We start from the raw sequence: 21,538 nt of genomic DNA on the forward strand, positions 1-21,538 counted from the left end.
CCTTAGCCCGGTTCAATTCGAGGAGCGGCAACGTTTAAAGGGCTAGGCAAAGTGTCCGGGAAACTGGGGGAAGCCCAGGGCGTGCTTCACACCCTTGAAGAAATATTCGCCGAACACCTGAATCCGCTAAACATCCCAATCTTCGGTGGCGCACCATTCGGGCACGGACAGATGAATCGGCCCTGGCAGCTTGGTCGGGTCGCAACGATCTCGGAGTCCACACTGGTTTGGCCTGAATAGAGGCTATCAAAATTGTCTGCTTGAACGGGAACAATGCTATTCTGCAAGCGGCGCAGCCACCGGTGGCGCCGGCAGGCTACCGCTGGGTGCTGGTCAAGGATGACAAGTCGGGCGCTGACATACGGCTGGAGCGCTGAGAGACAGAGGCTGCGCCGGTCCAAGCTAGGAGGCACGGTTTGTAGCCACGATGGCTCCTCACCAGTACTTAGCTAATTGATACGATGTATATTATGTTAAGTCGTATTTCTACCTAGCCTGTACCTCTCGCCGAACAGAGGACCTCAAACCTGCCCTGCCACTTGGCAAGGCAGTCACTTTGTTGCCAAATCAAGGGTTAACCACGGCTTATCCAGCCTCTCGATGATTCGTTTTACTAAGACAATTTCCTGTCATTCGATCCAAGGAATAGTTATATGAAAAACGAAAAATCGCTGGGTGCCGTGCCGGCGCGCTACAGCATGGCCGCGTTGGCCGCCATCGTCGCGCTGACGATGACCGCTTGCGGCGGCTCCAGCCATAACGACCAGGACGATCTGGTGAGCACGGCTTGCGAGGCTGGCACGTCGGATGGTTCGGTGGTGGTGGGTTCTGGCCTGCCTGGCGATCCTTCGTTCCCTGAGCTGGCTTCGGGCTACCGCACCGGCAAGAAAGTGGTCGAAGGCCACAAGTACATGGTGGTGACGGCCAATCCTCTGGCTTCCAAGGCCGGTTGTGAAGTGCTGAAGTCCGGCGGCTCTGCCGTCGATGCAGCGGTAGCCGTGCAGATGGTGCTGGGTCTGGTGGAGCCCCAGTCCAGCGGTATTGGTGGCGGCGCCTTCATGCTGTACTACGATGCAGCGACTAAAAAAGTGACGGCTTATGACGGCCGCGAAACCGCCCCTGCGGCCGCGACGCCTGATTACCTGCGCTATATCGACAGCGGCACCCAGACCACGCCGCTGCCCAGCGCCCGTGCCAGCGGCCGCTCCATCGGCACGCCCGGCGCTGTGCGCATGCTGGACCTGGCCCACAAGGACCACGGCGCCAAGCCCTGGAAGGACCTGATCCAGCCGGGTATCGACCTGGCCACCAATGGCTTCAAGATCAGCGGCCGTATGTCGGATGCTTTGGCCGGTGCCAAGACCGCGCTGCAGGCGGATGCCGATGCGCTGGCCATTTATTTCAACGCGGACGGCTCGACCAAGGGCCTGGGTGAAACCTTCAAGAACCCTGCCTATGCCGCAACGTTGACGAAGATGGCGACTGGCGGTGCCGATGCTTTCTACACCGGATCGGTGGCTCAAGGCATTGTCGACAAGATCGCCGTGACCCAGAACGTGACCACCGGCGCGCCCATCACCCCCGGCGTGACCACGATGGCCGACCTGGCGGGTTACCAGGCCAAAAAGCGTGATGCAGTCTGCACCACCTACCGCGCCAAGTACGTGATCTGCGGCATGCCACCGCCCTCGTCCGGTGGTATTGCCGTGGCGCAGGCCATGGGCGTGCTGGAGAACTTTGACCTGGCCCCCCACAAGCCCACCGCGCTGGATCTGGAAGGCGGCAAGCCGACTGCCATGGGCGTGCACCTGGTGAGCGAAGCCGAGCGCATGGCCTATGCCGACCGCGACATGTATGTGGCCGACACCGACTTCACCCCCCTGCCCGGCCCGCTGTACAGCACCTTGCTGGACAAGAGCTACCTGAAGTCGCGCGCGGCGCTGATCTCGCCCACGCAGAGCATGGGCACTGCCAGCGCCGGCCAGTTTGGCAACACCCGTCTGGGCGTGGGCAAGGTGACCGAAGCCGGCACCACGCACATGACCATCGTCGATGGCAAGGGCAACGTGGTCAGCATGACCACGACGGTGGAAGCAGGCATGGGCTCCTACCACATGACCCAGGGCTTTATCCTGAACAACCAGCTGACCGATTTCTCTGCGGCCCCGGTGTCGGCCGATGGTCTGCCGATCGCCAACAAGGTGGAAGCGGGCAAGCGCCCTCGCAGCTCGATGGCGCCTACGCTGGTGTTTGACGCCACGGCTGATGGCCAACCCGGCGCGTTCAAGATGGCCACGGGCTCGCCCGGCGGTGCCACCATCATCCAGTTCGTGACCAAGACCCTGGTCGGCGCGCTGGACTGGGGCCTGGATGCCCAGCAAGCCACCAACCTGGTGAACTTTGGCGCCTCCAACAGCCGCACCACCAACCTGGGCGGTGAGCACCCCAACATCAACGCCACCAACGGCGGTGACAACGATCCGCTGGTGCTGGCACTGCGCGCCATGGGCCACACCGTGTCGGTCAATGCGCAATCCAGCGGCGTGGGCACCGTTATCCGCACCGCCAATGCGGCCGGCGAAGCCCGCCTGAGCGGTGGCGCCGATCCACGCCGTGAAGGTGTGGTGCTGGGCGATACCTACAAGGCCAAGTAAGCCTCGGGTTTCAGCAACATCAAAAAGCCGCTGCAGGTCGATGCCTGCAGCGGCTTTTTTTGTGCTCAGCGCCCTGCTCGGGCTTTATCGCTTATCGCATCAAGCAGCAGCTTGGGCAGGCAGCTCCTGGCGCTGCAGGTGCTGGTTGATCTGCTCGATCACCGGCAGAAGATCCGCCACGCTGTCGATCACATAATGGGCGCCGGCGCTGCGCAGCTGTTCGCTGGCGGTACTGCGGATGTCTGCTTGCTCATCCGAGCTCAGCGCCTGCCACTCGGGCAAGGACAGGCCATTGGCATTGCCGCTGACTGCCACACCGACCGTCCAGCAACCGGCGTTCAGGCCTTCGGCAATGCCGACGCCGGTGTCGTCTACCTTGACCACGGTCGAGGCTGGCCAGATGCCCAGGTCGGCAAAGCAGCGGTACATCATCAAAGGGCTGGGGCGGCCAGCGGTCAGGTCGCCGGCGCAGACGATGTTGTCGGGCGCATAGCCGGCGCGGGCCGCGATGGGTTCGAGCACATCCATGATCGGGCGGTTGTAGCCGGTGGTGCTGCCGATCTTGACACCGTCGAGGCGCAGGCGGTTGACCACTTCCAGCGCACCCGGGATGAAATCGGCAAAGTCACCGACCACGCGGGCGTTCATCGGCGTGAACACCTCGTAGAGATGGTCGATATCGCTGTTGGCGACCGGCTTGCCATAGCGGCTCTCCCACTGTGCTGCCACTTCGGGCAGTTGGCAGAGCGCCGCAATATGGTCCCATTTGGCTGAACCCATCGGGCCCCGGGCCTGGGCGATGCTGATCTCGATGCCGAAATCCTTGAACAGCTGCACAAAGGCGCCCATGGGGGCACGTGAGCCAAAGTCGACAATGGTGCCGGCCCAGTCAAAAACAACGGCTTGTACGCGTTGCGGGTTGTGAAAATTCGTCATGTTGTCCTCTGCCCGCTGGCCCGGCCAGGGCCATTTGGGGTATATCTATATAGAAGATGGGTCGTTCTTGAGGCCTGCGCGCCTTTACCAATTGGCAAAGGTGTCATGGGCCACGCCAAAACCGGTGCTGGCCCCCGTGCCGCTGGTGACGATGGCCACGCGGGTGGCGGCATCCGGTGCCTCGATAAAGCAGTCCGTCTGCGGGGCTGATGGGTAGATGCCCACCCAACGCTCGGTCACGCGGTAGTCGCCAATGTTCAAGGCCTCGCGCATGTGGCGCAGCATCAGCGCATCTACATCGTCCTGCGCAAACGGTTTGACGGAGGCGCCGTAGTGGTGCGAATCGCCCACCACCAGGCTGCCGTCGGCGCTCTGCACCACAATCAGGTGGATGCCTTGGGCAAGGCTTTCGCCCTCTTCCTGCTGTAACTGCTCCAGCAAGGCCTGCGCCTCGGGCAGCTTGCTGTAGCCGTGGTAGCGCACCAGGCTCAGGTCGCCCATCACCGATGCGTTCAGGCGCAGATCGCCAGCTGGCTGCACGCGCAGCATCTGCAGCTGGCACAGCTGCACCTGATGCTTGGCAAATAGTGCGCTGTAAAGGCCATAGATATCGGCATTGGTGCAGACCACCACCCGCTCGGCATGCAGTTGGCCATTGGCCGTCAGGACCTTGGGCGTGGCCACTTCCAGTACGGCTTCGCCAAAGCGGAACGTCACCTGCATCTGCTCGGCCAGCCAGCGGGTCAGCTGGGCAATCGCGTCGCGTGATTCAACACGCAGGTCAATGGGGCTGTGCAACACTCCCTTTGCCTGGTCCAGCCGCAGCTCGGGCGCATGGCGGGCAGCTTCTTCGGCCGTCCACAGGGCGCAGTTCACGCTCTGGGCCATGTCGGTCTGCATAAAGGCCTGCAGCACATCCAGCGCCTTGTCGCGCGTGGCCACCAGGTTCAGGCCCTGGTGCTGCACGGCAATGCCGGCCTTCGGGGCAAGCTCGGCCCAGACGTCGCGCGCATGGCGGGCGCGGCGCCAGGTGTCCCCTGCCCCCTGGCCGGTCACCGTCACAAAGCCGAAATTGCGGATCGAGGCGCTCACGCAGGCGGCATCGCGGTCCACCACGCAAACCTTCAGGCCCCGGCGTGCCGCTTCATAGGCATGGGCCAGGCCGACAATGCCAGCGCCCACCACGATCACATCAAAACTTGTGCTTCCTACCGTCATTCCTGTCTTTCCTTGTCCTATATCCACCTTCGATCAACGCTGCCGCCATGCCTGCGTGCGCTTGTTCAGCCACCAGCCCAGCGCCTGGTAGAGCACGGTCACCACGCAGCTGATCGCGGCAATCATCACGGCCATCGCGGCGGCGGCGGCCATGTCGCCGGCCTCGTCCAGGTTCAGGATGGCAACGGCGCCCAGCCGGGTCTCTGGTGAGTAGAGGAAGACGACGGCCGAGATCGTGGTCATCGCCGCCACAAAGAAGTAGCGCGACACCTCCAGCAAGGCCGGCAGGCACATGGGCAGGGTCACCTTCCACAAGGTGCGGTAGAACGGTACCTTGAGTGAGGCGCTGACCGATTCAAACTCGCCATCGATCGACTTGAGCGCTGTCACCAGGGTCATATGGCCGGTGGTGTAGTAGTGCATCACCGTGCACAGCACCATCAAGGGCATGGTCTGGTACAGAAAGTTCAGCGGGTTGCCGGGCGCGTTGAAAAAGAAGATGTAGCCCAGGCCCAGCACCAGGCCGGGCACGGCCATGGGCAGCATGGCCAGCATGCGCAGCACCGGGCGCAGCGCGGGCATGCCCTTGGTTTTTTCCAGCAGGTAGGCGCCCATGAAGACCACGATAGGCCCCGCTACGGCGGCGCTGGCGGCCATGGTCAGGCTGTTGAAGACAGCGGTATCGACGCCGGCATCGACCAGACCACTGGTGTAGTGGCTCAGGGTCAGGCCCAGCTGGTAAGGCCAGAACTGCACCAGCGAGGCAAAGATGGCCATGCCAAACATGGCCAGCATCAGCGCGGCCAGCGCCCAGCACAGCAGGCTGCAAAAACGGTCGGTCGCGGCATGGCGGCTGGGCTGCAGCACCACGGCGCGGGCGGTCAGCACGGCGGTCTGTTTTTTCTGCACCTGGCGGTCAATCGCATAGGTGATGACAGCCGGCAGCAACAGCAGCAAGGCCACGACGGCACCGCGCTGGAAATCCTGCTGGCCGATCACCAGCTTGAACACATCGGTGGCCAGCATGTTGAAATTGCCGCCGATCACCTTGGGGATGCCGAAATCGGTGATCACCAAGGTAAACACCACCAATGCGGCCGAGACCACGCCATAGCGCGCCGCCGGCAAGGTGACGGTGAAGAACTGGCGCGTGCGGCTGGCCCCGAGCGCAGTGGCGGCCTCGTACAGGCGCTGGTCACCCAGCGCAAGTGCGGTGATCAGAATCATCAGCGCATGCGGAAAGGTCGCAAAGCACTGGGCCAGCACAATGCCGGGCGCGCCGTAAATGGTGTCAAAACCCAGGCCATTGAGGACGGACTTGAGCACGCCCTGGTTGCCAAACCAGTAGATCAGCGAGATGGCGGACAGCAGCGAGGGTGCCAACAAAGGCAGCAGGCTGATGCTGCGCAGCAGACCCTTGGCGCGGATGCCCGAGCGGGTAATGGCATAGGCAAAGCCAAAGGCCAGCGGGATGACCACGGCGGTGACCACAAGCGAAACCCAGAGGCTGTTCCAGAGACTGCCCAGCAGCGCGGGCGACTGGAAATAGCGGACAAAGCGCATGAAGGCCGAGCCCTCTTCGCCCGAGGTGGGCGCAAAGGCCTGGCCCAGCAAGGCAGCCAGCGGTGCCAGCAGCCCCATCAACAACAGCGCCGTGATGGCAACCAGCGCCAGTTGCGCGATACGGTCAGTGGGCGCTGCGCGCAGGCCGGTGTGGCGGGGAAGCGCTGCAGGCGCTGAAACGGATAAGGTCATAGTGGTGTCGTAGGTCCCCAGGGTCTGGGGCATGGCCGCAAGCGGCCCCGGCCCCGGCGCTTGCCGGGGCCGGGGGAGCGCTCAGGCGGCCTGGGCAAAGATCTTCAGCTGCTGCGCATGGATGGAGAACTGCAACCAGCGGCCCGTCTGGATATCGAGCTGCAGGCATTGCGCAGGGCTCAGCTGCAGCTGCACATGGCGCTCGGGCAGGCGCTGCACATCCACGTGGACAATGCAGACCGCACCGAGAAACTCCAGCTGCTCCACCACGCCCGTCAGCACCGGCGAGCCATTGGGCGCGGGCGCGCTGGCAACAGGAGGCATGGCGGTACAGTCATGCACGCTGCAGTCTTCGGGCCGCAGATAGACATGCAGGCTTTGGCCCGGGGCAAGGCGCGGCGCCTGCGGGCAGTACAGCTTGTGGCCCGCCAGCGTGATGCCGCCATTGCCGGCGGCCAGCGCCTGCAGCTTGTTGGCCTTGCCGATGAATTCCGCCACAAACGGGGTGGCGGGGCGTTGGTAGATGTCGCGGGGCGTGCCCACCTGCTCGACCACGCCATGGTTCATCACCACCACGCGGTCGGCCATGGCCATCGCCTCCTCCTGGTCATGCGTGACCATGATGGTGGTGACATACAGGCGCTGCTGCAGCGCACGGATCTCGTTGCGCAGGTGCACGCGCACGGTCGCATCCAGGGCCGACAGCGGTTCATCGAGCAGCAGCAGCCCGGGCGACATGGCCAGCGCACGGGCCAGGGCCACGCGCTGCTGTTGGCCACCCGACAGTTGGGCCGGGTACTTGCCGCCACTGACCGACAGGCCCACGGTATCCAGCAGGCTTTGCACCTTCTGGGCCACCAGGGCCTTGGGTTGGCGCTGGCTGACCAGGCCATAGGCGACGTTGTCAGCCACCGTCAGATTGGGAAACAGCGCATACGACTGGAAGACGATCCCATAGTCCCGCTGCGAAGCGGGCAAGGCCGAGATGTTCTTGCCGTCCTGCCAGATCTCACCGCTGGTCTGGGCCTCCAGCCCCGCAATCGCGCGCAGCAAGGTGGTCTTGCCGCAGCCCGAAGGGCCCAGAAAGCACACCAGCTCGCCACGGCGAATCTGCAGGTGGATCGACCGCAACGCGGTAAAGCTGCCGTAGGACTTGTGCAGATGGCGGATCTCCAAAAAGGGCGCGCCGCCCTCTTCGTCGCCTTTGCGCAAGCCCGGCTCGGCGGACTCGAACGCATACGAGGTATCGCGCACGGCTACGGGCTGCGCCGCCTGGCCCTGCGCTGCTGGCAAACGCGCTGTCTCCCTGTCACTCACTTCTTGGCCTCGCTCTTGGCGTCGTAACGCTTGGTCCATTCGGCCAGCACGCGCTCGCGGCTGTCAGCCATCTTGGAGAAGTCCAGAGGAATCAGGCGCGACTCGTAGTCGGCAGGAATATTGGCCAGCTTGGGGGCCACGCCAGGCATGGCGGTCACGGCGAAGTTCTTGCCGTACAGCTCCATGGCTTCCTTGCTCATGGCCCAGTCCACCAGCTTTTGTGCAGCGTCGGCGTGCTTGGTGCCCTTGTAGATGCTGATGCCTTCCAGATCCCAGCCCAGGCCTTCCTTGGGGAACACCAGCTCGATCGGTGCGCCCTTGGCCTTGTTGGCGTGTGCGCGGTACTCGAACGAGATACCGGCCACGTATTCGCCTTGGGCGGCCATGTTGCAAGGCTTGGAGCCCGAGTGGGTGTACTGCGCAATGTTCTCGTGCAGGGCATCCATGTACTTCCAGCCGCCACCGTTGCCGTTGTCGTCGCCAAACAGCTGCAGCCAGGCGGCTACGTCAAAGTAACCCGTGCCGCTGGATGCGGGGTTGGGCATCACCACCTGGCCCTTGAACTCGGGCTTGGTCAGGTCTTGCCAGCTGGTGGGCATGGGGATGTTGCGCTTCTTCGCTTCCACCGTGTTGAAGCAGATGGTGGCGCCAAACACGTCCATACCCACCCAGTGGGGTGGGTTCTTGCTGTCGCGGTACTTGGCGGTGATCGCCTCCAGGCCCTTGGGCGCATAGGCTTGCAGCATGTCGTTCTTGTCGAAGATCGCCAGGCTCGATGCGGCCACGCCCATGATCACGTCGGCCTTGGGGTTGGCCTTTTCTGCCAGCAGCTTGGCGGTGATGACACCGGTGGAGTCACGCACCCACTTCAGCGCGATGTTGGGGTGGTTCTTGTTGAACGCCGTCTCATAAGCCTTGAGCTGGTCCATCTCGAGTGCCGTGTAGACCGTCAGTTCCGTTTTCTGGGCATGCACCAGGCCTGCGGCCACCATGGCGGCGGCTGCAGCCACCAGCTTCTTCCAATTCTTCATTGCAAACTCTCTCGCCGGGTTAATGGGATCGGGAGAGTATCTGGACCATTTATGACAAGCGCGTGGCGGATTCACGAATCTTGGATGACACATTCTGTCGTCGTATTGACGATCAATTTTGACTGTATCGCAGGCGCTACACGGGGCTGTTGATGCGCGATGGCGAGCGCAGCATTCCCGCTGGCGGGACGCTGGATTGGCCGCCACTTTATGCTGGGTCCCATGTCATCAGCCACCTGGATCGCCTATATCGACGGCAGCGCCCTGCCCAACCCCGGACGCATGCGCATTGGCGGCATCGCCTATGCACCCGATGGAGCCAGCCATCAGTTCAGCCAGGCGCTGCCCCATACCGGCTGCAACAACGAGGCCGAGGCGGTGGCGGCCATCCACGCCCTTACCTGGCTGCAAGGCATGGGAGCACGCGAGGTGCTGCTGCACACCGACAGCAGCATTCTGGCTGCGCAAATGGCAGAACCCGCCGCCAAACCGATTGCCCGCCTGGCTGCACTGTATGAACAGGCCCGCGCGCTGCGTGCCGGTTTTGCGCAGTTGGAGGTGCGCTGGGTACCACGCCACAAGAACACCATTGCCGATGCCTTGGCGCGGGGTGACGCCGTGCCGGGCGCTGATGCGGTGGATACATCGCCGCTAGTCAGCACCGTCTGATCAAGACCGCGTCTGCCCGCGCAGCGCAGACCCCTTAGTTCTTGCCCCGCAGGCGCGAGCCGGGCAGCTTGCGCAAAGGCCGCGCCGCCGGTTGCGTGCTGCGCATAGGTCGGCGGCTGCTGCCTGCCGCCGGGTCGGCAGCCGCGACAGCATCCCCTCCCCTGCCCGCGCTTTGTGCCCATTCCAGCTTGCACTGGGCTAACTCGCTCTCATGGCGGTGGGCTTGCAGGGCCAGAGCTTGCGCATGCGCCACTTCTGCAGTCTGCAGGCGGTGTAGCAGCTGCTGCACCTCGGTTTGAGCCTGCTGCAGCTGCACGGTTTGCTGCTCGCGTTGCTCCTGCAGCGCTTGCTTGTCCTGCTGCCATTGCGCTTCCAGCTTGGCCAGCTTTTCCTGCTCCGCGCGTTGGGCGGCCATGGCCTGCTTGGTGTCCTGGCGTGCACGGTCCAGGTCCTGCAGCGCCCGGTGCTGCTGCAGCTGGGTGCTGTGCTGCAGCTCGCGCAACTGCTCGGCATGGGCCATGTCCGCCTCATCACGGGCCTTGCGGTTGGCAAACAGCTCCTGCTCCAGCGCCTGCAGGCGCTGCTGCTGGGTGGCGGCGAACTGGTCTTTTTGCCGGCCGGCCTGCTCCAGGTCGGCCAGGCGCCCGCTTTGCATCTTGATCTGGGCATGGGCCACCGCCAGCGCCTGCTCGGTGGTGGCACGCTGCTGGGCCATCAGGGCGCGCTCCTGCTCCAGCGCTTGCTGGGCGTCTTCCAGCGCCTGCTGCTGCGCCTGCAGGTCCTCGCGCACGGGCTCCAGCAGTGCATCCGCTACTTGGGTCGCTTGCGCTTGCACCTGCTCCCAAACCTGCTGCAGCGCCTGTACCAGCAGGGGCGGCAAGCCGTTACCAGCGGCGCTATTGGCGTCGCCGGCCATGGCGTTTCCCCCTGCTCCCGCACCCAGGCGCGGGCCCAGGGTGGCAAACCAGGCTTCCAGCATGGGGCTCACGGTATTGGGCGAGCCCCGGCCAATCTTTTGGCGCACCCGCTCAATCGTGGGCCTTTTGCCCTCCAGCAGCAGCGCATCGGCCGCTTGCCAGACATCTTCTTTTTGCACGCTGCGCGTGGCACGCGAAATTTCCATTTTTTGAACCCTTTTCCGATTACCATCGATAAGAGATTGTTATCGCAAGTAATCTCCTTGTTGTATGTAATATATCATACATAGCATGTAATATTTAATCAATATGAAGTCTTACATTCCACTTTCTGCGCCTTTAGATACGGATTTGCTGCCTGCTGCGCTTCCCGGAGCCGCGCCACTGCAGCCAGAGCTGTTGTCCACGTCGGCCGAGGATGCTTTGCGCGCACTGCGGCTGGAGGCTGCTTCTGAAAACACCACCAGCAGCTACCAAAGTGCGCTGCGCTACTGGGCGGCCTGGTACTGGCTGCGCTATGGCCAAGCCATCGCCCTGCCCTTGCCGCCTAATGTGGTGCTGCAGTTTGTGGCGGACCATGGCGAGCACCTGACCGCACAGGGCGCGCAGTCGGGCCTGCCGCCCGCGCTGGATGCGCAGCTGGTGCAGCAAGGCTTCAAGGGAAAGCTGGGGCCACTGGCGCATTCCACCCTGGTGCACCGGATTGCCGTGCTCTCCAAGGCGCACAGCCACCAGGCCCTGCCCAACCCCTGCCACAGCTCGGAAGTGCGCGAGGCGCTGTCGCACCTGCGCAAGGCCTATGCGCGCCGGGGCATGCTGGAGCAAAAAAAGGCCGCCCTCACCCGCCCCTTGCTGGAGCAGTTGCTGGCCACCTGCGATGACAGCTTGAAAGGCCGGCGCGACCGCGCCTTGCTGTTGTTTGCCTGGGCCAGCGGTGGGCGGCGGAGATCCGAGGTGGCAGATGCGCGCATGGAATGGTTGCAAACCATGGGCCCAGGCCAGTACCTCTATGACCTGCGCCTATCCAAAACCAACCAGAGCGGTTCAGCCCGGCCAGAGAACTTCAAGCCCGTGGTGGGTGTGGCTGGTGCGGCACTGTCCCAGTGGCTGGAAGCCTCGGGCATTCGCGAAGGCGCCATATTTCGGCGCATTTTCAAGAACGGCCAGGTGGGCGATGCCGCTTTGAGCGCTCTGTCGGTCAACAACATCGTCAAGGAACGCTGTGCGCTGGCGGGGGTCGAGGGGGATTTTTCTGCGCACTCACTGCGCTCGGGCTTTGTGACCGAGGCCGGCCGGCAGAACATGGCCTTGGCCGACACGATGGCGATGACCGGCCACCAAAGTGCGGCAACGGTGCTGGGCTATTTCCGCGCTGAGGCGCCGTTGGCCAACAAGGCTGCGCGCCTGCTGGATGATCCGCAGGAGGAATGAGCTGGCAGCGCTGGCTTGGAGATCAATCCAGCGCCGTGGGCAGCAGCAAGACGAGCAGCATTAAGCTGCCCATCAGCACCAGCTGGTGCAGCATGTAATAAGGCAGGCTGTGGCGGCCCAACCAAGCGAGGCCACGGCTCAGTGCGTTTTGTGCAGGCTGGGCCAAATAAGCTGGCAGCCAGGCGCCTGACTTGGCGATTTGCTGGCGGCCCACCTGAAAGCCCAGCAGCATGACGCCCAACCAAGGCAGGAGCGGCACAAAATCCTCGGTGGCGGGCTTGCGCGTTACCAACCCCAGGGGGCTGAAGGGCTTGGTATTGAGAAGTTCTACCAACGAGGCGGGCAAGCCGCTCGCAACATATTGGTAGAGGCCTGGCGCGAGCAGGCAAAGCACCGCTATGGAAAACAGCACGCGGTCATTACAGCCCTGCATCAGCCGCAACAGCAGCAGCATCACCGCCATGCCATGCAGCACGCCAAAGTAGATATAGCTGTTGGGAAACACCAGATAGGAGCCCGCGCTGACCAGCAGCGCACAACCCGCCACCTGCGCCCAGCGCTTGCAAAACCGTGCAGCGCTGGTTTGCTTGCTGTGGGCAGCGGCTTGCGCCAAACCAGCGCATAGCAGGAACAGGCTGACGATGGCAGTGCGCTGCCAGGTCCAGACGGGGTTGTGGTAGAAATCCTGGCGCCAGAGCTGCAGGTAGCTGAGATCAAAGCAGAAGTGAAAAGCGGTCATCCAGACCATGGCCAGACCCCGCAGCACATCCAGACGGTCCCAGCGATCGCGCGGCGCGCGGGGCTCTGAATCGGCGTAGGTGACAGGGTGGAACTGGGTAGGCATAGATCAAACACGGGGGCTGCGCTATCGTGCCACAGCTGCGCGGTGGCCGCTGCCCGGCGTTGTTGGCAAGCAGCAATCCAGCCATCTGTTTTTTTAACAGGCGCAAGATATGAAAAAGCCTGTCGCACTCACATGCGACAGGCTTTTAAATAATGGTCGGAGCGGTGGGATTCGAACTCACGACCCTCTGCTCCCAAAGCAGATGCGCTACCAGGCTGCGCTACGCTCCGACTAAGCATCTATTGTAACCCGGTTTTGGACTGCGTTTGGAAGAATCAGAACGGGTCTTTCTATTCCGCTGCACAGACCGGGTTCCAGGCCGTGCGATTTGCACCACAGGCTTCAGGCGCGCCGCTGTCCACCGCGCCTGATTGGGCCTGGGGTGGCCGTCAATTAACCTGCTGCTTTCGGCTCTGCGCTGGCCGCCACCGGCGCACTCTCCCAGCTGCCGCCCAGTGCACGAATCAGCGCAATCGTGGCGGTGTACTGGGCGGTGCGTACCTGCAGCGCCTGGCGGCGGTTGCGCAGCTCGTTGCGGCGGGCGTCCAGCAGCTCCAGCTGGCTGACCAGGCCGTTGCGGTAGCGCACATCGGAGAGGTGGGTGGCCCGCTCGGCGGACTGCACGGCCTGGCCCAGCACGGTGGCCTGGCCTTGCAGCAGGCGCAGGCTGCTCAGCTGGTCTTCCACTTCGCGGAAGGCGCCCAGCACCTGGCCGCGTTGGGCGGCCACTGCCGCTTCCAGTCTGGCTTTGGCGCCCTCTTCCTGCGCTTCGCGCTGGCCGCCGTCAAACAGCGGCAGCGACAGCAGCGCGCCCAGGCCCCAGGAGCGGGCCGACCATTTGAACAGGTCGCCCAGGTCGGGCGATGCAAAGCCGCCATTGCCGGTCAGGGTGATGGCCGGGAACCAGGCTGCCTGCGCCACACCCACGCGGGCCTGGGCCGCCAGCACGCTGGCTTGCGCGGCAGACACATCGGGCCGGCGGGCCAGCACGGTGCCGGGAACGCCGGCCGGGATCACCGGCAGACGCACCTCGCCCTGGGCGGCGGGCAGCTTAAAGCCGGTGGCCACCTCGCCGACCAGCACCGCCAGCGCATTGCTCAAAGTGGCTTGCTGGCGTTCCAAGGCCAGGGCCTCGGATTCGGTGGCGGAGACCTCGCTTTGCATGCGCACCACTTCCAGCTCGGCGGCATCGCCGGCGTCAAAGCGGCGCTGGATCAGGCGCAAGGTGTCGCGGTAGGCGGACAGGCTTTGCTGCACCAACTGCTGCTCGGTTTGCAGCGCACGCAGCTGCAGATAGGTCTGCGCTACATCGGACTGCACCATCAGCCGCGTGCTTTGCAGCAAGGCGGCGCGTGCCTCGGCATCCAGTTGTGCAGCCTGGCTGGCCTGCGACAGGCGGCCAAACAGGTCCACCTCGTAAGACAGGTTGAGCCCGGCCGTCACCAAGGTCGCGGGCTGGAGCCCGTTGCTGGTGTTGGCTCCAGCCTGGCGCGCCGCTCCGCCAGAGACACCGACCTGCGGCATGCGCTGGGCATCGGCCGAGCGCAGCAGCGCCCGGGCCTCTGCCAGGCGGGCGGCCGCCGTCTGCACATCGGTATTGGCATCGGCCGCGCGCTCAACCAGGCGGGTCAGCTCGGCATCGCCAAAAGCGAGCCACCAGGCGCCACGGGGCTGGGCCTCGGCCGGGGCGGCCGTGGTCCAGGAGGCCTGGTCCTGCGGCGTGCTGAAGGCGGCTGGCACCGGCACGCCAGCGTTTTGCACCGGCGGTGGCAGCGCGGTAGCGCAACCGGCCAACAGCAGGGCCGCAGCCAGCGGTGTGAGCAGTTTCAAGCGCAGCGGTGCCAGCAATCGGCGCAGGCCCAGGGGCGCCTGGCCGGGTTGGGCGTTGAAAGACATCGTCGTTTCTTGCATGTTGTTCTTCTCTTATTCGTCATGTCCGCGAGCCGCGGCCAAGATGGGTTGGGCAGAGCCTGCGCCATGCACAGGTGCGGGCACCGGCGCCGTGATCGGGGCCACATGGGCGCCGTGTTGCTTGAGCGGGCGGTTGCCTGCCAGCTTGCGCAGCAGCACATAGAACACGGGGGTCAGGAACAGACCGAAGGCGGTCACACCAATCATCCCGGCGAACACGGCGATCCCCATGGCGCTGCGCATTTCTGCGCCGGCACCCTTGGACAGCACCAGCGGCAGCACACCCATGATGAAGGCCATCGAGGTCATCAGGATGGGGCGCAGACGCAGGCGGCTGGCCTCGATCGCGGCCTGGATCGGCGTGCGTCCGGCAAATTCCAGCTCACGGGCAAACTCCACAATCAGGATGGCGTTCTTCGCCGATAGCCCCACCAGCACCACCAAGCCAATCTGGGTGAAGACATTGTTGTCGCCATGCGAGAGCCAGACCCCGGTCATCGCCGCCAGCAGGCCCATCGGCACAATCAGCACAATGGCCAACGGCAGGGTCAGGCTTTCATACTGCGCAGCCAGCACCAGGAACACCAGCAAAATCGCGAGCGGGAAGACCAGCGCCGCCGAGTTGCCCGCCAGGATTTCCTGGTAGGTCAGCTCCGTCCATTCAAAGCCAATGCCCTGAGGCAAGGTCTCGCGAGCAATGCGCTCCACCGCTTCGCGGGCTTGGCCCGACGAGAAACCAGGGGCTGGGCCACCATTGACGTCGGCCGACAGGAAGCCGTTGTAGCGCATCGCACGCTCTGGGCCAAAGCTGGGTTCGAGCTTCATCAGCGCGGACAGCGGCACCATCTCACCGGTGGTCGAGCGCACCTTCAAGGCCCCCACGTCTTCAGCACGGGCACGGAAGCCCGCATCCGCCTGCACCCGCACACTGTAGGTGCGGCCAAACTTGTTGAAGTCATTGGCGTACAGGCTGCCCAGATAGATCTGCAGGGTCTCGAAAATATCGGTCACCGGCACACCCAGCTGGCGCGCCTTGGTGCGGTCGATATCGGCGTAGAGCTGCGGCACATTGACCTGCCAGCTCGAGAAGATGCCAGCCAGCTCCGGCGTCTGGTAAGCCTTGGCCATGAAGGCCTTGACCGCGCCATCCATCGCCTCGTAGCCGAGCGAGCCCCGGTCTTCAATCTGCAGCTTGAAGCCGCCTGTGGTGCCCAGGCCCGACACCGGTGGTGGCGGGAACATGGCGATAAAGGCGTCCTGGATCTGGCCAAAGGCCTGGTTCAGTTGGCCCGCCACAGCGCCACCGCTCTGGTCGGCGCGGGTCCGCTCGGCAAAGGGCTTGAGCGAGACGAACACGATGCCGGAGTTCGAGCTGTTGGTGAAGCCATTGATCGACAGGCCGGGGAAGGCGATGGCATCCTGCACATTGGGGTTCTCCTTGACGATATCGCCCATGCGCTTGATCACGTCCTCGGTGCGGTCCAGGGTCGCACCATCGGGCAGCTGGGCAAAGCCCACCAGGTACTGCTTGTCCTGCGCTGGCACAAAACCGCCGGGCACCATATGGAACAGGCCCCAGGTGGCGCCGACCAGCGCCAGGTAGACCACAAACATGCCGGCCTTGTGGCCAATCACGCGGCGCACGCCGCCACTGTAGGCTTCCGAGCCACGGTGGAACACGGCATTGAAGCGGCGGAAGAAGCCGCCCAGCACGCGGTCCATGCCACGGGTCAGCGCATCCTTGGGTTCGTCATGGCCCTTGAGCAGCAATGCAGCAAGTGCGGGCGACAGGGTCAGCGAGTTGATGGCCGAGATCACCGTGGAGATGGCAATCGTCACCGCAAACTGCTTGTAGAACTGGCCCGTCAGACCGCTGATAAAGGCCAGCGGCACAAACACGGCAACCAGCACCAGTGCAATCGCAATGATGGGGCCCGAGACCTCACGCATGGCCTGGTAGGTGGCCTCGCGCGGGCTCAGCCCGGCTTCAATGTTCCGCTCCACGTTCTCGACCACGACGATTGCATCATCGACGACGATACCGATGGCCAGCACCAGCCCGAACAGGCTGAGCGCATTGATGGAGAAGCCCAGCAGATGCAGCACCGCAAAGGTACCCACCACCGACACCGGCACCGCCAGCAGCGGAATGATCGACGCGCGCCAGGTCTGCAGAAACAGAATCACGACGATCACGACCAGCGCGATGGCTTCAAGCAAGGTGTGGATCACCGAGTCGATCGACGCCCGCACAAACTGGGTCGGGTCATAGGCAATGCGGAACTCCACGCCTTCTGGCATGTTCTTTTGCAGCTCGGCCATGGTGTTGCGCACGTTTTCCGAGATCTCCAGCGCGTTGGAGCCCGGGGCCTGGAACACGCCCATACCCACCGCAGCTTCGTTGTTCAGCAGCGAGCGCAGCGAATAATCAGCCGCGCCCAGCTCCAGGCGGGCAATGTCACGCAGGCGCGTCACCGCACCATCCGAGCCGGTCTTGACGATGATGTCGCCAAACTCCTCGGTGCTGGACAAGCGGCCTTGGGCATTGATCGACAACTGGGTATCCACGCCAGGCAGACCCGGCGATGCACCGACCACGCCGGCAGCGGCTTGCACGTTCTGGCCACGGATGGCGGCCACCACATCGCTGGCCGACAGGCCGCGTTGGGCGACCTTTTGTGGGTCCAGCCAGGCACGCATCGAGTAATCGCCACCGCCAAAGATCTGCACCTGGCCTACGCCCTGGATGCGCGCGAGGCGGTCCTTGACGTTGAGCACGGCGTAGTTGCGCAGGTAGTCGATGTCATAGCGGCCATTGGGTGAGACCATATGGACGACCATGGTGATGTCCGGCGAACTCTTGACCGTGGTCACGCCCAGGCGCCGCACTTCTTCGGGCAGGCGCGGCTCGGCCTGCGAGACGCGGTTCTGCACCAGCTGCTGCGCCTTGTCCGGGTCGGTGCCCAACTTGAAGGTCACGGTCAGGGTCATCACGCCATCGGTGGTGGCCTGGCTGCCCATATAGAGCATGCCTTCGACACCGTTGATGGACTCTTCGAGGGGCGTGGCCACGGTTTCGGCGATCACCTTGGGGTTGGCGCCGGGGTACTGGGCACGCACCACCACCGAGGGTGGCACCACCTCGGGGTACTCCGAGATGGGCAAGGCCCGCATGGCGATCAGCCCTGCCAGAAAGATCAGCAGCGACAGCACACCCGCAAATATCGGGCGGTCGATGAAAAATCGGGATAAATTCATACGCTTGGCTTTGTTGTTATCGGTTTAGGCGGCGGGTTTGGAGCCATCGTTGGCTGCCTGCTGCGCTTCACTCTTGAGCTCGGACTTGTTGGTCATGGGCACATCCTGCGGGGCCACCACGGCACCGGGGCGCACGCGCTGCAGGCCGTTGACCACAATGCGCTCGCCGGCCTTCAGGCCCGAGGTCACCAGGCGCAGGCCTTCAAACGGCGCACCCAGCTGCACTTCGCGGTACTCGGCCTTGTTGCCCTCGCCCACCACCAGCACAAACTTCTTGCTCTGGTCCGTGCCCACGGCACGCTCGTTGATCAGCAGGGCTTGCTGGCTGTGGGGCTGGCCCATGCGCACGCGGGCAAACTGGCCGGCCATCAGCGCGCCGTCGGCGTTGTCAAACACCGCACGCACCCGCACGGTGCCGCTGCGCGCATCCACCTGGTTGTCAATCAGCTGCAGGTGGCCCTTGTAAGGCGTGGCGCCGCTGGTGCCCACCCCCATCTGCACGGGAATGCTCTCGATCAGCGCACGGGCGCTCTTGCCCTGGCGCAGGCCTTGCAGCGCATTGGTCACGATCTGCTCGTCGGCATCAAAGCTGGCGTACATGGGGTTGACGGAGACCAAGGTCGTCAGCACTGGCGCGCCGGCACCGGCGCTGACCAGGTTGCCCACGGTCACATCGATGCGGCCCATCTTGCCGGCCACGGGCGCGCGCACCTGGGTGTAGCCCAGGTTGAGCTTGGCCGTTTGCAGTGCGGCCTGGGCAGCACGCAGGTTGGCGTCTGCTTCGCGGCGGGCGTTGGTACGCTCGTCCAGTTCCTTTTGTGCAATGGCGCGCTCTTCCCACAGACGGGCGGCACGTTCGGCTTCGCTTTGCGAATAGCCCATGCGTGCCTTGGCCGCCACCACCTGGGCTTCGGCACGGTCTACCTCAGCGGCGTAAGGTGCGGGATCGACCGTGAAAAGCAGATCACCCGCCTTGACCAGGGCGCCTTCCTTGAAGTGCACCGCCTGCAGCGCACCGGCTACACGGGGGCGCACATCGACGCGCTGCACGGCTTCGAGCCGGCCGGAGAATTCATCCCACAGCTGCACGTCCTGCTGCAGCACCTGCGCAACGGATACGGGCATCGCGGGCGGCGCGGCGGCCTCGGCCGGCGCACTCGCGTGCGAGCTTTGCAGGCCCACAGCCGTGCCGCCTGCAGCCACCACGGCAGCTGCCAGACCGATGGCCGTCCACCAGCGGCGTTGAGGGGAAGTCGAAGTTTTGTTGTTGCTCATGGCCAAGTCCTGATGTGTGCGTGAATAGTTTTTGAGGTTTCTTGCGGCAACGGCATGCCCCTGCGGCTACAAAAGCCGACAGAAAATCCGTGCCACAGTGGAGCCTCTGCAAAACTCCCTGCCTTGGTCTGAACGTGGTCTCGGGCGATCCGCTGCGTTGTCTTCCTTGTCAATAGCTACGGCTATTGACTGCAAAAGACGCCTTGCGGCTCATCCCGATCCACGTCCATCCCACTGGGCGAGGGTTTGGCAAAATCTCCACACGGCAATGCGTTGCGAGAAAGCGTTCTTTAAGGGTTGTGAAGGCGCAGCCGCCCGCCGCCGCTCCCCGGGCTTTACCGGAGAGTGGCGCAGCTCTTGCCTTGCGCTTCGTTCAGGGGATCAGGCTTGCGCCCGACATCGGGATGTCTCGAAGAAAAGTGCCAGTTGTTCCAGCACTGCCCCGGCACAGGGACAGGGCTCGGGAGCACGGGGCTCCAGCAATGCATCGGGCCACTGTTGCGCGACCTTGAATACATGCTGCTGCACCAGATGACCGGCTGCCTGCAGGCGGCTGGCATAGGCCAGTGCCTCGTCGTGCATCGGGTCTTTATCGCCCACCATGATGAGCGTTGCCGGTAGACCAGCCAGGCGCTGTGCCATCGCAGGCACCGCGTAGGGATGGACGCCGTCATAGGTGCAGCCCAGGAACTTGCTCCAGCCCTCGGCCCATTTGCATTCCGTCGCATCGCCATTGGCAGCGCGAAGCGATGCCGTGCCGGCGCAGGGATTGAGCATGGGTGAGAGCAGGATCTGCCCCGCCAGCGGCGGATGGCGTTGATCACGCGCCATCAGACACACGCCGGCAGCCAGGTTGGCGCCCGCCTCCTCACCAGCCACATACATCGGCGCACCTTTGCCGGCAAGGCGTGTGCGATGTTTGTAGCTCCACTGGAGCATTTCATATCCGATCTCCAATGGACGCGGAAATGGATGCTCAGGTGAGAGCGGGTATGCCACCGACACCACACGGGCCCCTGCTGTTGCCAGCAGACCCGCAACGGTGCAGCCACTGTCCAGATCGCCTTCGACAAAGGCGCCGCCATGAAAATGCAGCACCAGCGGCGAAGGCTCGCCGGACTTGCCTTTGCTACCGTACAGACGCACGGCCACCGACTCGCCCGACGCCGTCGGAGCGACGGTATCGATGAAGTCAGGAGCCGGTGAACTGGTTTTTACGGTGGTGTCAGACATAAGCTAGCCCAGTGGAAAGTAGGCATGAGTAAATGTAGTTGCGTTGCCGCAGCCGATCAATCCGCAAATTATGGCCGCACTATTTCCAAATCAGGAACAATGGCAGGATCTTTGGCATGTGAGAATCCACCTACGTTTGGCGCGCGCGTGCGCGACAGTGCAAGGAGAGGCAGATGGATCAGATACAGGCAATGCGGGTGTTCGCGCGGGTCGTGGAGTCGGGCACATTCACGCTCGCAGCCACCTCGCTGCAGCTGCCCAAGGCCAGTGTGACCAAGCATGTGCAGGCGCTGGAAGACCGGCTGCGGGTCAAGCTGCTCAACCGCACCACCCGCCGCGTGACGGTGACCACCGATGGCGCTGCCTACTACGACCGTGCCGTGCGGCTGCTGAGCGATTTTGACGAGCTAGAAGCCAGCATGAGCCAGGTGCGGGCAGCGCCACGCGGGCGCCTGCGTGTCGACGTCGGCACGTCGATCGCCCGGCTTCTGGTGATTCCGCAGCTGGCGACCTTTCAGGCGCGCTACCCCGACATCCAGATCGACCTGGGCGTGACCGACCGCACCGTGGACCTGATTGCCGACAACGTCGATTGCGTAGTGCGCGGCGGCGAGCTGCGCGACCAGTCATTGGTGGCACGCCGTGTCGGGAACGTGGAATTTTTGACGGTGGCCTCGCCCGCCTATTTGCGGCGCCAGGGCACGCCGCAGCATCCGCGCGACCTGGAAAACGGCCACAACAGTGTGATTTACTTCTCGCCAGTCACCCAGCGCCGCTATCCGCTGGAGTTCCAGCACAACGGTGAGAGCATCGAGATTGCCAACCCATCGACCTTGGCTATCAACGAGGCCAACGCCTACACCACCAGCTTGATCAGCGGCCAGGGTGTGGGCCAGATCACCAGCTACCAGGCGCGCGATTACCTCCAAAGCGGCCAGCTGGTGCAGATCCTGCCGGAATGGACCCAGCCGTTGCTGCCGGTATATGTTGTATACCCGCCCAACTCCCATTTGAGTGCCAAGGTGCGGGCCTTTGTCGATTGGGTGGTGGAGATTTTTGCGGCCGATCCCCTGCTGCAGTGCAAATAGC

16 protein-coding genes and 1 tRNA gene are annotated in these 21,538 nt (G+C 63.8%); 5 read left to right on the plus strand and 12 right to left on the minus strand.

Annotation, left to right across the window (positions count from 1 at the left end):
• The first annotated feature begins 81 nt into the window (after positions 1 to 81).
• Together LPW39_RS23640 and ggt are read left to right on the plus strand one after the other, a co-directional pair.
• Positions 82 to 240 (plus strand): hypothetical protein, encoded by a 159-nt coding sequence (locus LPW39_RS23640; RefSeq protein ID WP_407928889.1) that lies wholly within the window; start codon positions 82 to 84, stop codon positions 238 to 240.
• Positions 241 to 653: 413 nt separating this feature from the next.
• Complete coding sequence (gene ggt, locus LPW39_RS20315) at positions 654 to 2,654, plus strand: gamma-glutamyltransferase (protein WP_230779350.1); 2,001 nt, start codon at positions 654 to 656, stop codon at positions 2,652 to 2,654.
• Between the two features lie 99 nt (positions 2,655 to 2,753).
• On the opposite strand, the gene phnX is transcribed toward ggt, so the two are convergent.
• From phnX to LPW39_RS20340, 5 genes are all read right to left on the minus strand, one after another.
• A complete protein-coding gene (gene phnX / locus LPW39_RS20320; RefSeq protein WP_230779352.1) occupies positions 2,754 to 3,590 on the minus strand; it encodes a phosphonoacetaldehyde hydrolase in 837 nt (278 codons plus the stop codon).
• An 84-nt stretch (positions 3,591 to 3,674) separates the two neighbouring features.
• Entirely contained in the window at positions 3,675 to 4,808 is a 1,134-nt protein-coding gene (locus LPW39_RS20325) for a TIGR03364 family FAD-dependent oxidoreductase (RefSeq protein ID WP_230779354.1), read from the minus strand.
• 33 nt (positions 4,809 to 4,841) lie between these two features.
• The gene (locus LPW39_RS20330) at positions 4,842 to 6,563 is read right to left on the minus strand and encodes a putative 2-aminoethylphosphonate ABC transporter permease subunit (protein ID WP_230779356.1); all 1,722 of its coding nucleotides are present in this window, start codon (positions 6,561 to 6,563) and stop codon (positions 4,842 to 4,844) included.
• A gap of 81 nt (positions 6,564 to 6,644) precedes the next feature.
• Positions 6,645 to 7,775: a putative 2-aminoethylphosphonate ABC transporter ATP-binding protein gene (locus tag LPW39_RS20335; protein ID WP_407928890.1), complete on the minus strand. Its 1,131-nt coding sequence runs from the start codon at positions 7,773 to 7,775 to the stop codon at positions 6,645 to 6,647.
• A 101-nt stretch (positions 7,776 to 7,876) separates the two neighbouring features.
• Positions 7,877 to 8,911: a putative 2-aminoethylphosphonate ABC transporter substrate-binding protein gene (locus LPW39_RS20340; protein WP_230779358.1), complete on the minus strand. Its 1,035-nt coding sequence runs from the start codon at positions 8,909 to 8,911 to the stop codon at positions 7,877 to 7,879.
• 222 nt (positions 8,912 to 9,133) lie between these two features.
• Here LPW39_RS20340 and LPW39_RS20345 point away from each other — a divergent pair, with 222 nt between their 5' ends.
• Positions 9,134 to 9,580 carry a ribonuclease HI family protein gene (locus tag LPW39_RS20345; protein WP_230779360.1) on the plus strand — a complete coding sequence of 149 codons (447 nt, stop codon included), beginning with the start codon at positions 9,134 to 9,136 and terminating at the stop codon, positions 9,578 to 9,580.
• 34 nt (positions 9,581 to 9,614) lie between these two features.
• Here LPW39_RS20345 and LPW39_RS20350 read toward each other — a convergent pair whose 3' ends face one another.
• Entirely contained in the window at positions 9,615 to 10,703 is a 1,089-nt protein-coding gene (locus LPW39_RS20350; protein WP_230779363.1) for a DNA-binding protein, read from the minus strand.
• Positions 10,704 to 10,896: 193 nt separating this feature from the next.
• Between LPW39_RS20350 and LPW39_RS20355 the strand changes: the two genes are divergently transcribed.
• On the plus strand, positions 10,897 to 11,928 hold the full coding sequence (locus LPW39_RS20355) for a site-specific integrase (RefSeq protein ID WP_407928887.1): 1,032 nt from the start codon (positions 10,897 to 10,899) through the stop codon (positions 11,926 to 11,928).
• Positions 11,929 to 11,950: 22 nt separating this feature from the next.
• On the opposite strand, the gene LPW39_RS20360 is transcribed toward LPW39_RS20355, so the two are convergent.
• The 6 genes from LPW39_RS20360 to LPW39_RS20385 all read right to left on the minus strand — a co-directional run bounded on the left by LPW39_RS20360 (position 11,951) and on the right by LPW39_RS20385 (position 20,449).
• Entirely contained in the window at positions 11,951 to 12,772 is an 822-nt protein-coding gene (locus LPW39_RS20360; RefSeq protein ID WP_230779365.1) for a DUF1624 domain-containing protein, read from the minus strand.
• A 153-nt stretch (positions 12,773 to 12,925) separates the two neighbouring features.
• Positions 12,926 to 13,002: transfer RNA gene (locus tag LPW39_RS20365), tRNA-Pro, on the minus strand.
• 163 nt (positions 13,003 to 13,165) lie between these two features.
• Positions 13,166 to 14,668: an efflux transporter outer membrane subunit gene (locus LPW39_RS20370; RefSeq protein ID WP_230779368.1), complete on the minus strand. Its 1,503-nt coding sequence runs from the start codon at positions 14,666 to 14,668 to the stop codon at positions 13,166 to 13,168.
• Positions 14,669 to 14,695: 27 nt separating this feature from the next.
• Positions 14,696 to 17,941 (minus strand): efflux RND transporter permease subunit, encoded by a 3,246-nt coding sequence (locus tag LPW39_RS20375; protein ID WP_230779371.1) that lies wholly within the window; start codon positions 17,939 to 17,941, stop codon positions 14,696 to 14,698.
• A 24-nt stretch (positions 17,942 to 17,965) separates the two neighbouring features.
• Positions 17,966 to 19,216, minus strand: a complete 1,251-nt coding sequence (locus LPW39_RS20380) for an efflux RND transporter periplasmic adaptor subunit (protein ID WP_230779375.1) — start codon at positions 19,214 to 19,216, stop codon at positions 17,966 to 17,968.
• A gap of 381 nt (positions 19,217 to 19,597) precedes the next feature.
• Positions 19,598 to 20,449, minus strand: a complete 852-nt coding sequence (locus LPW39_RS20385; protein ID WP_230779378.1) for an alpha/beta hydrolase — start codon at positions 20,447 to 20,449, stop codon at positions 19,598 to 19,600.
• Between the two features lie 173 nt (positions 20,450 to 20,622).
• On the opposite strand from LPW39_RS20385, the gene LPW39_RS20390 reads away from it, so the two are divergent.
• Positions 20,623 to 21,537 carry a LysR family transcriptional regulator gene (locus LPW39_RS20390; RefSeq protein WP_230779381.1) on the plus strand — a complete coding sequence of 305 codons (915 nt, stop codon included), beginning with the start codon at positions 20,623 to 20,625 and terminating at the stop codon, positions 21,535 to 21,537.
• The last annotated feature ends 1 nt before the right edge of the window (position 21,538 follow it).

Origin of the sequence: Comamonas koreensis (assembly GCF_021026195.1) — a bacterium.
Lineage (GTDB): Bacteria > Pseudomonadota > Gammaproteobacteria > Burkholderiales > Burkholderiaceae_C > Comamonas > Comamonas koreensis.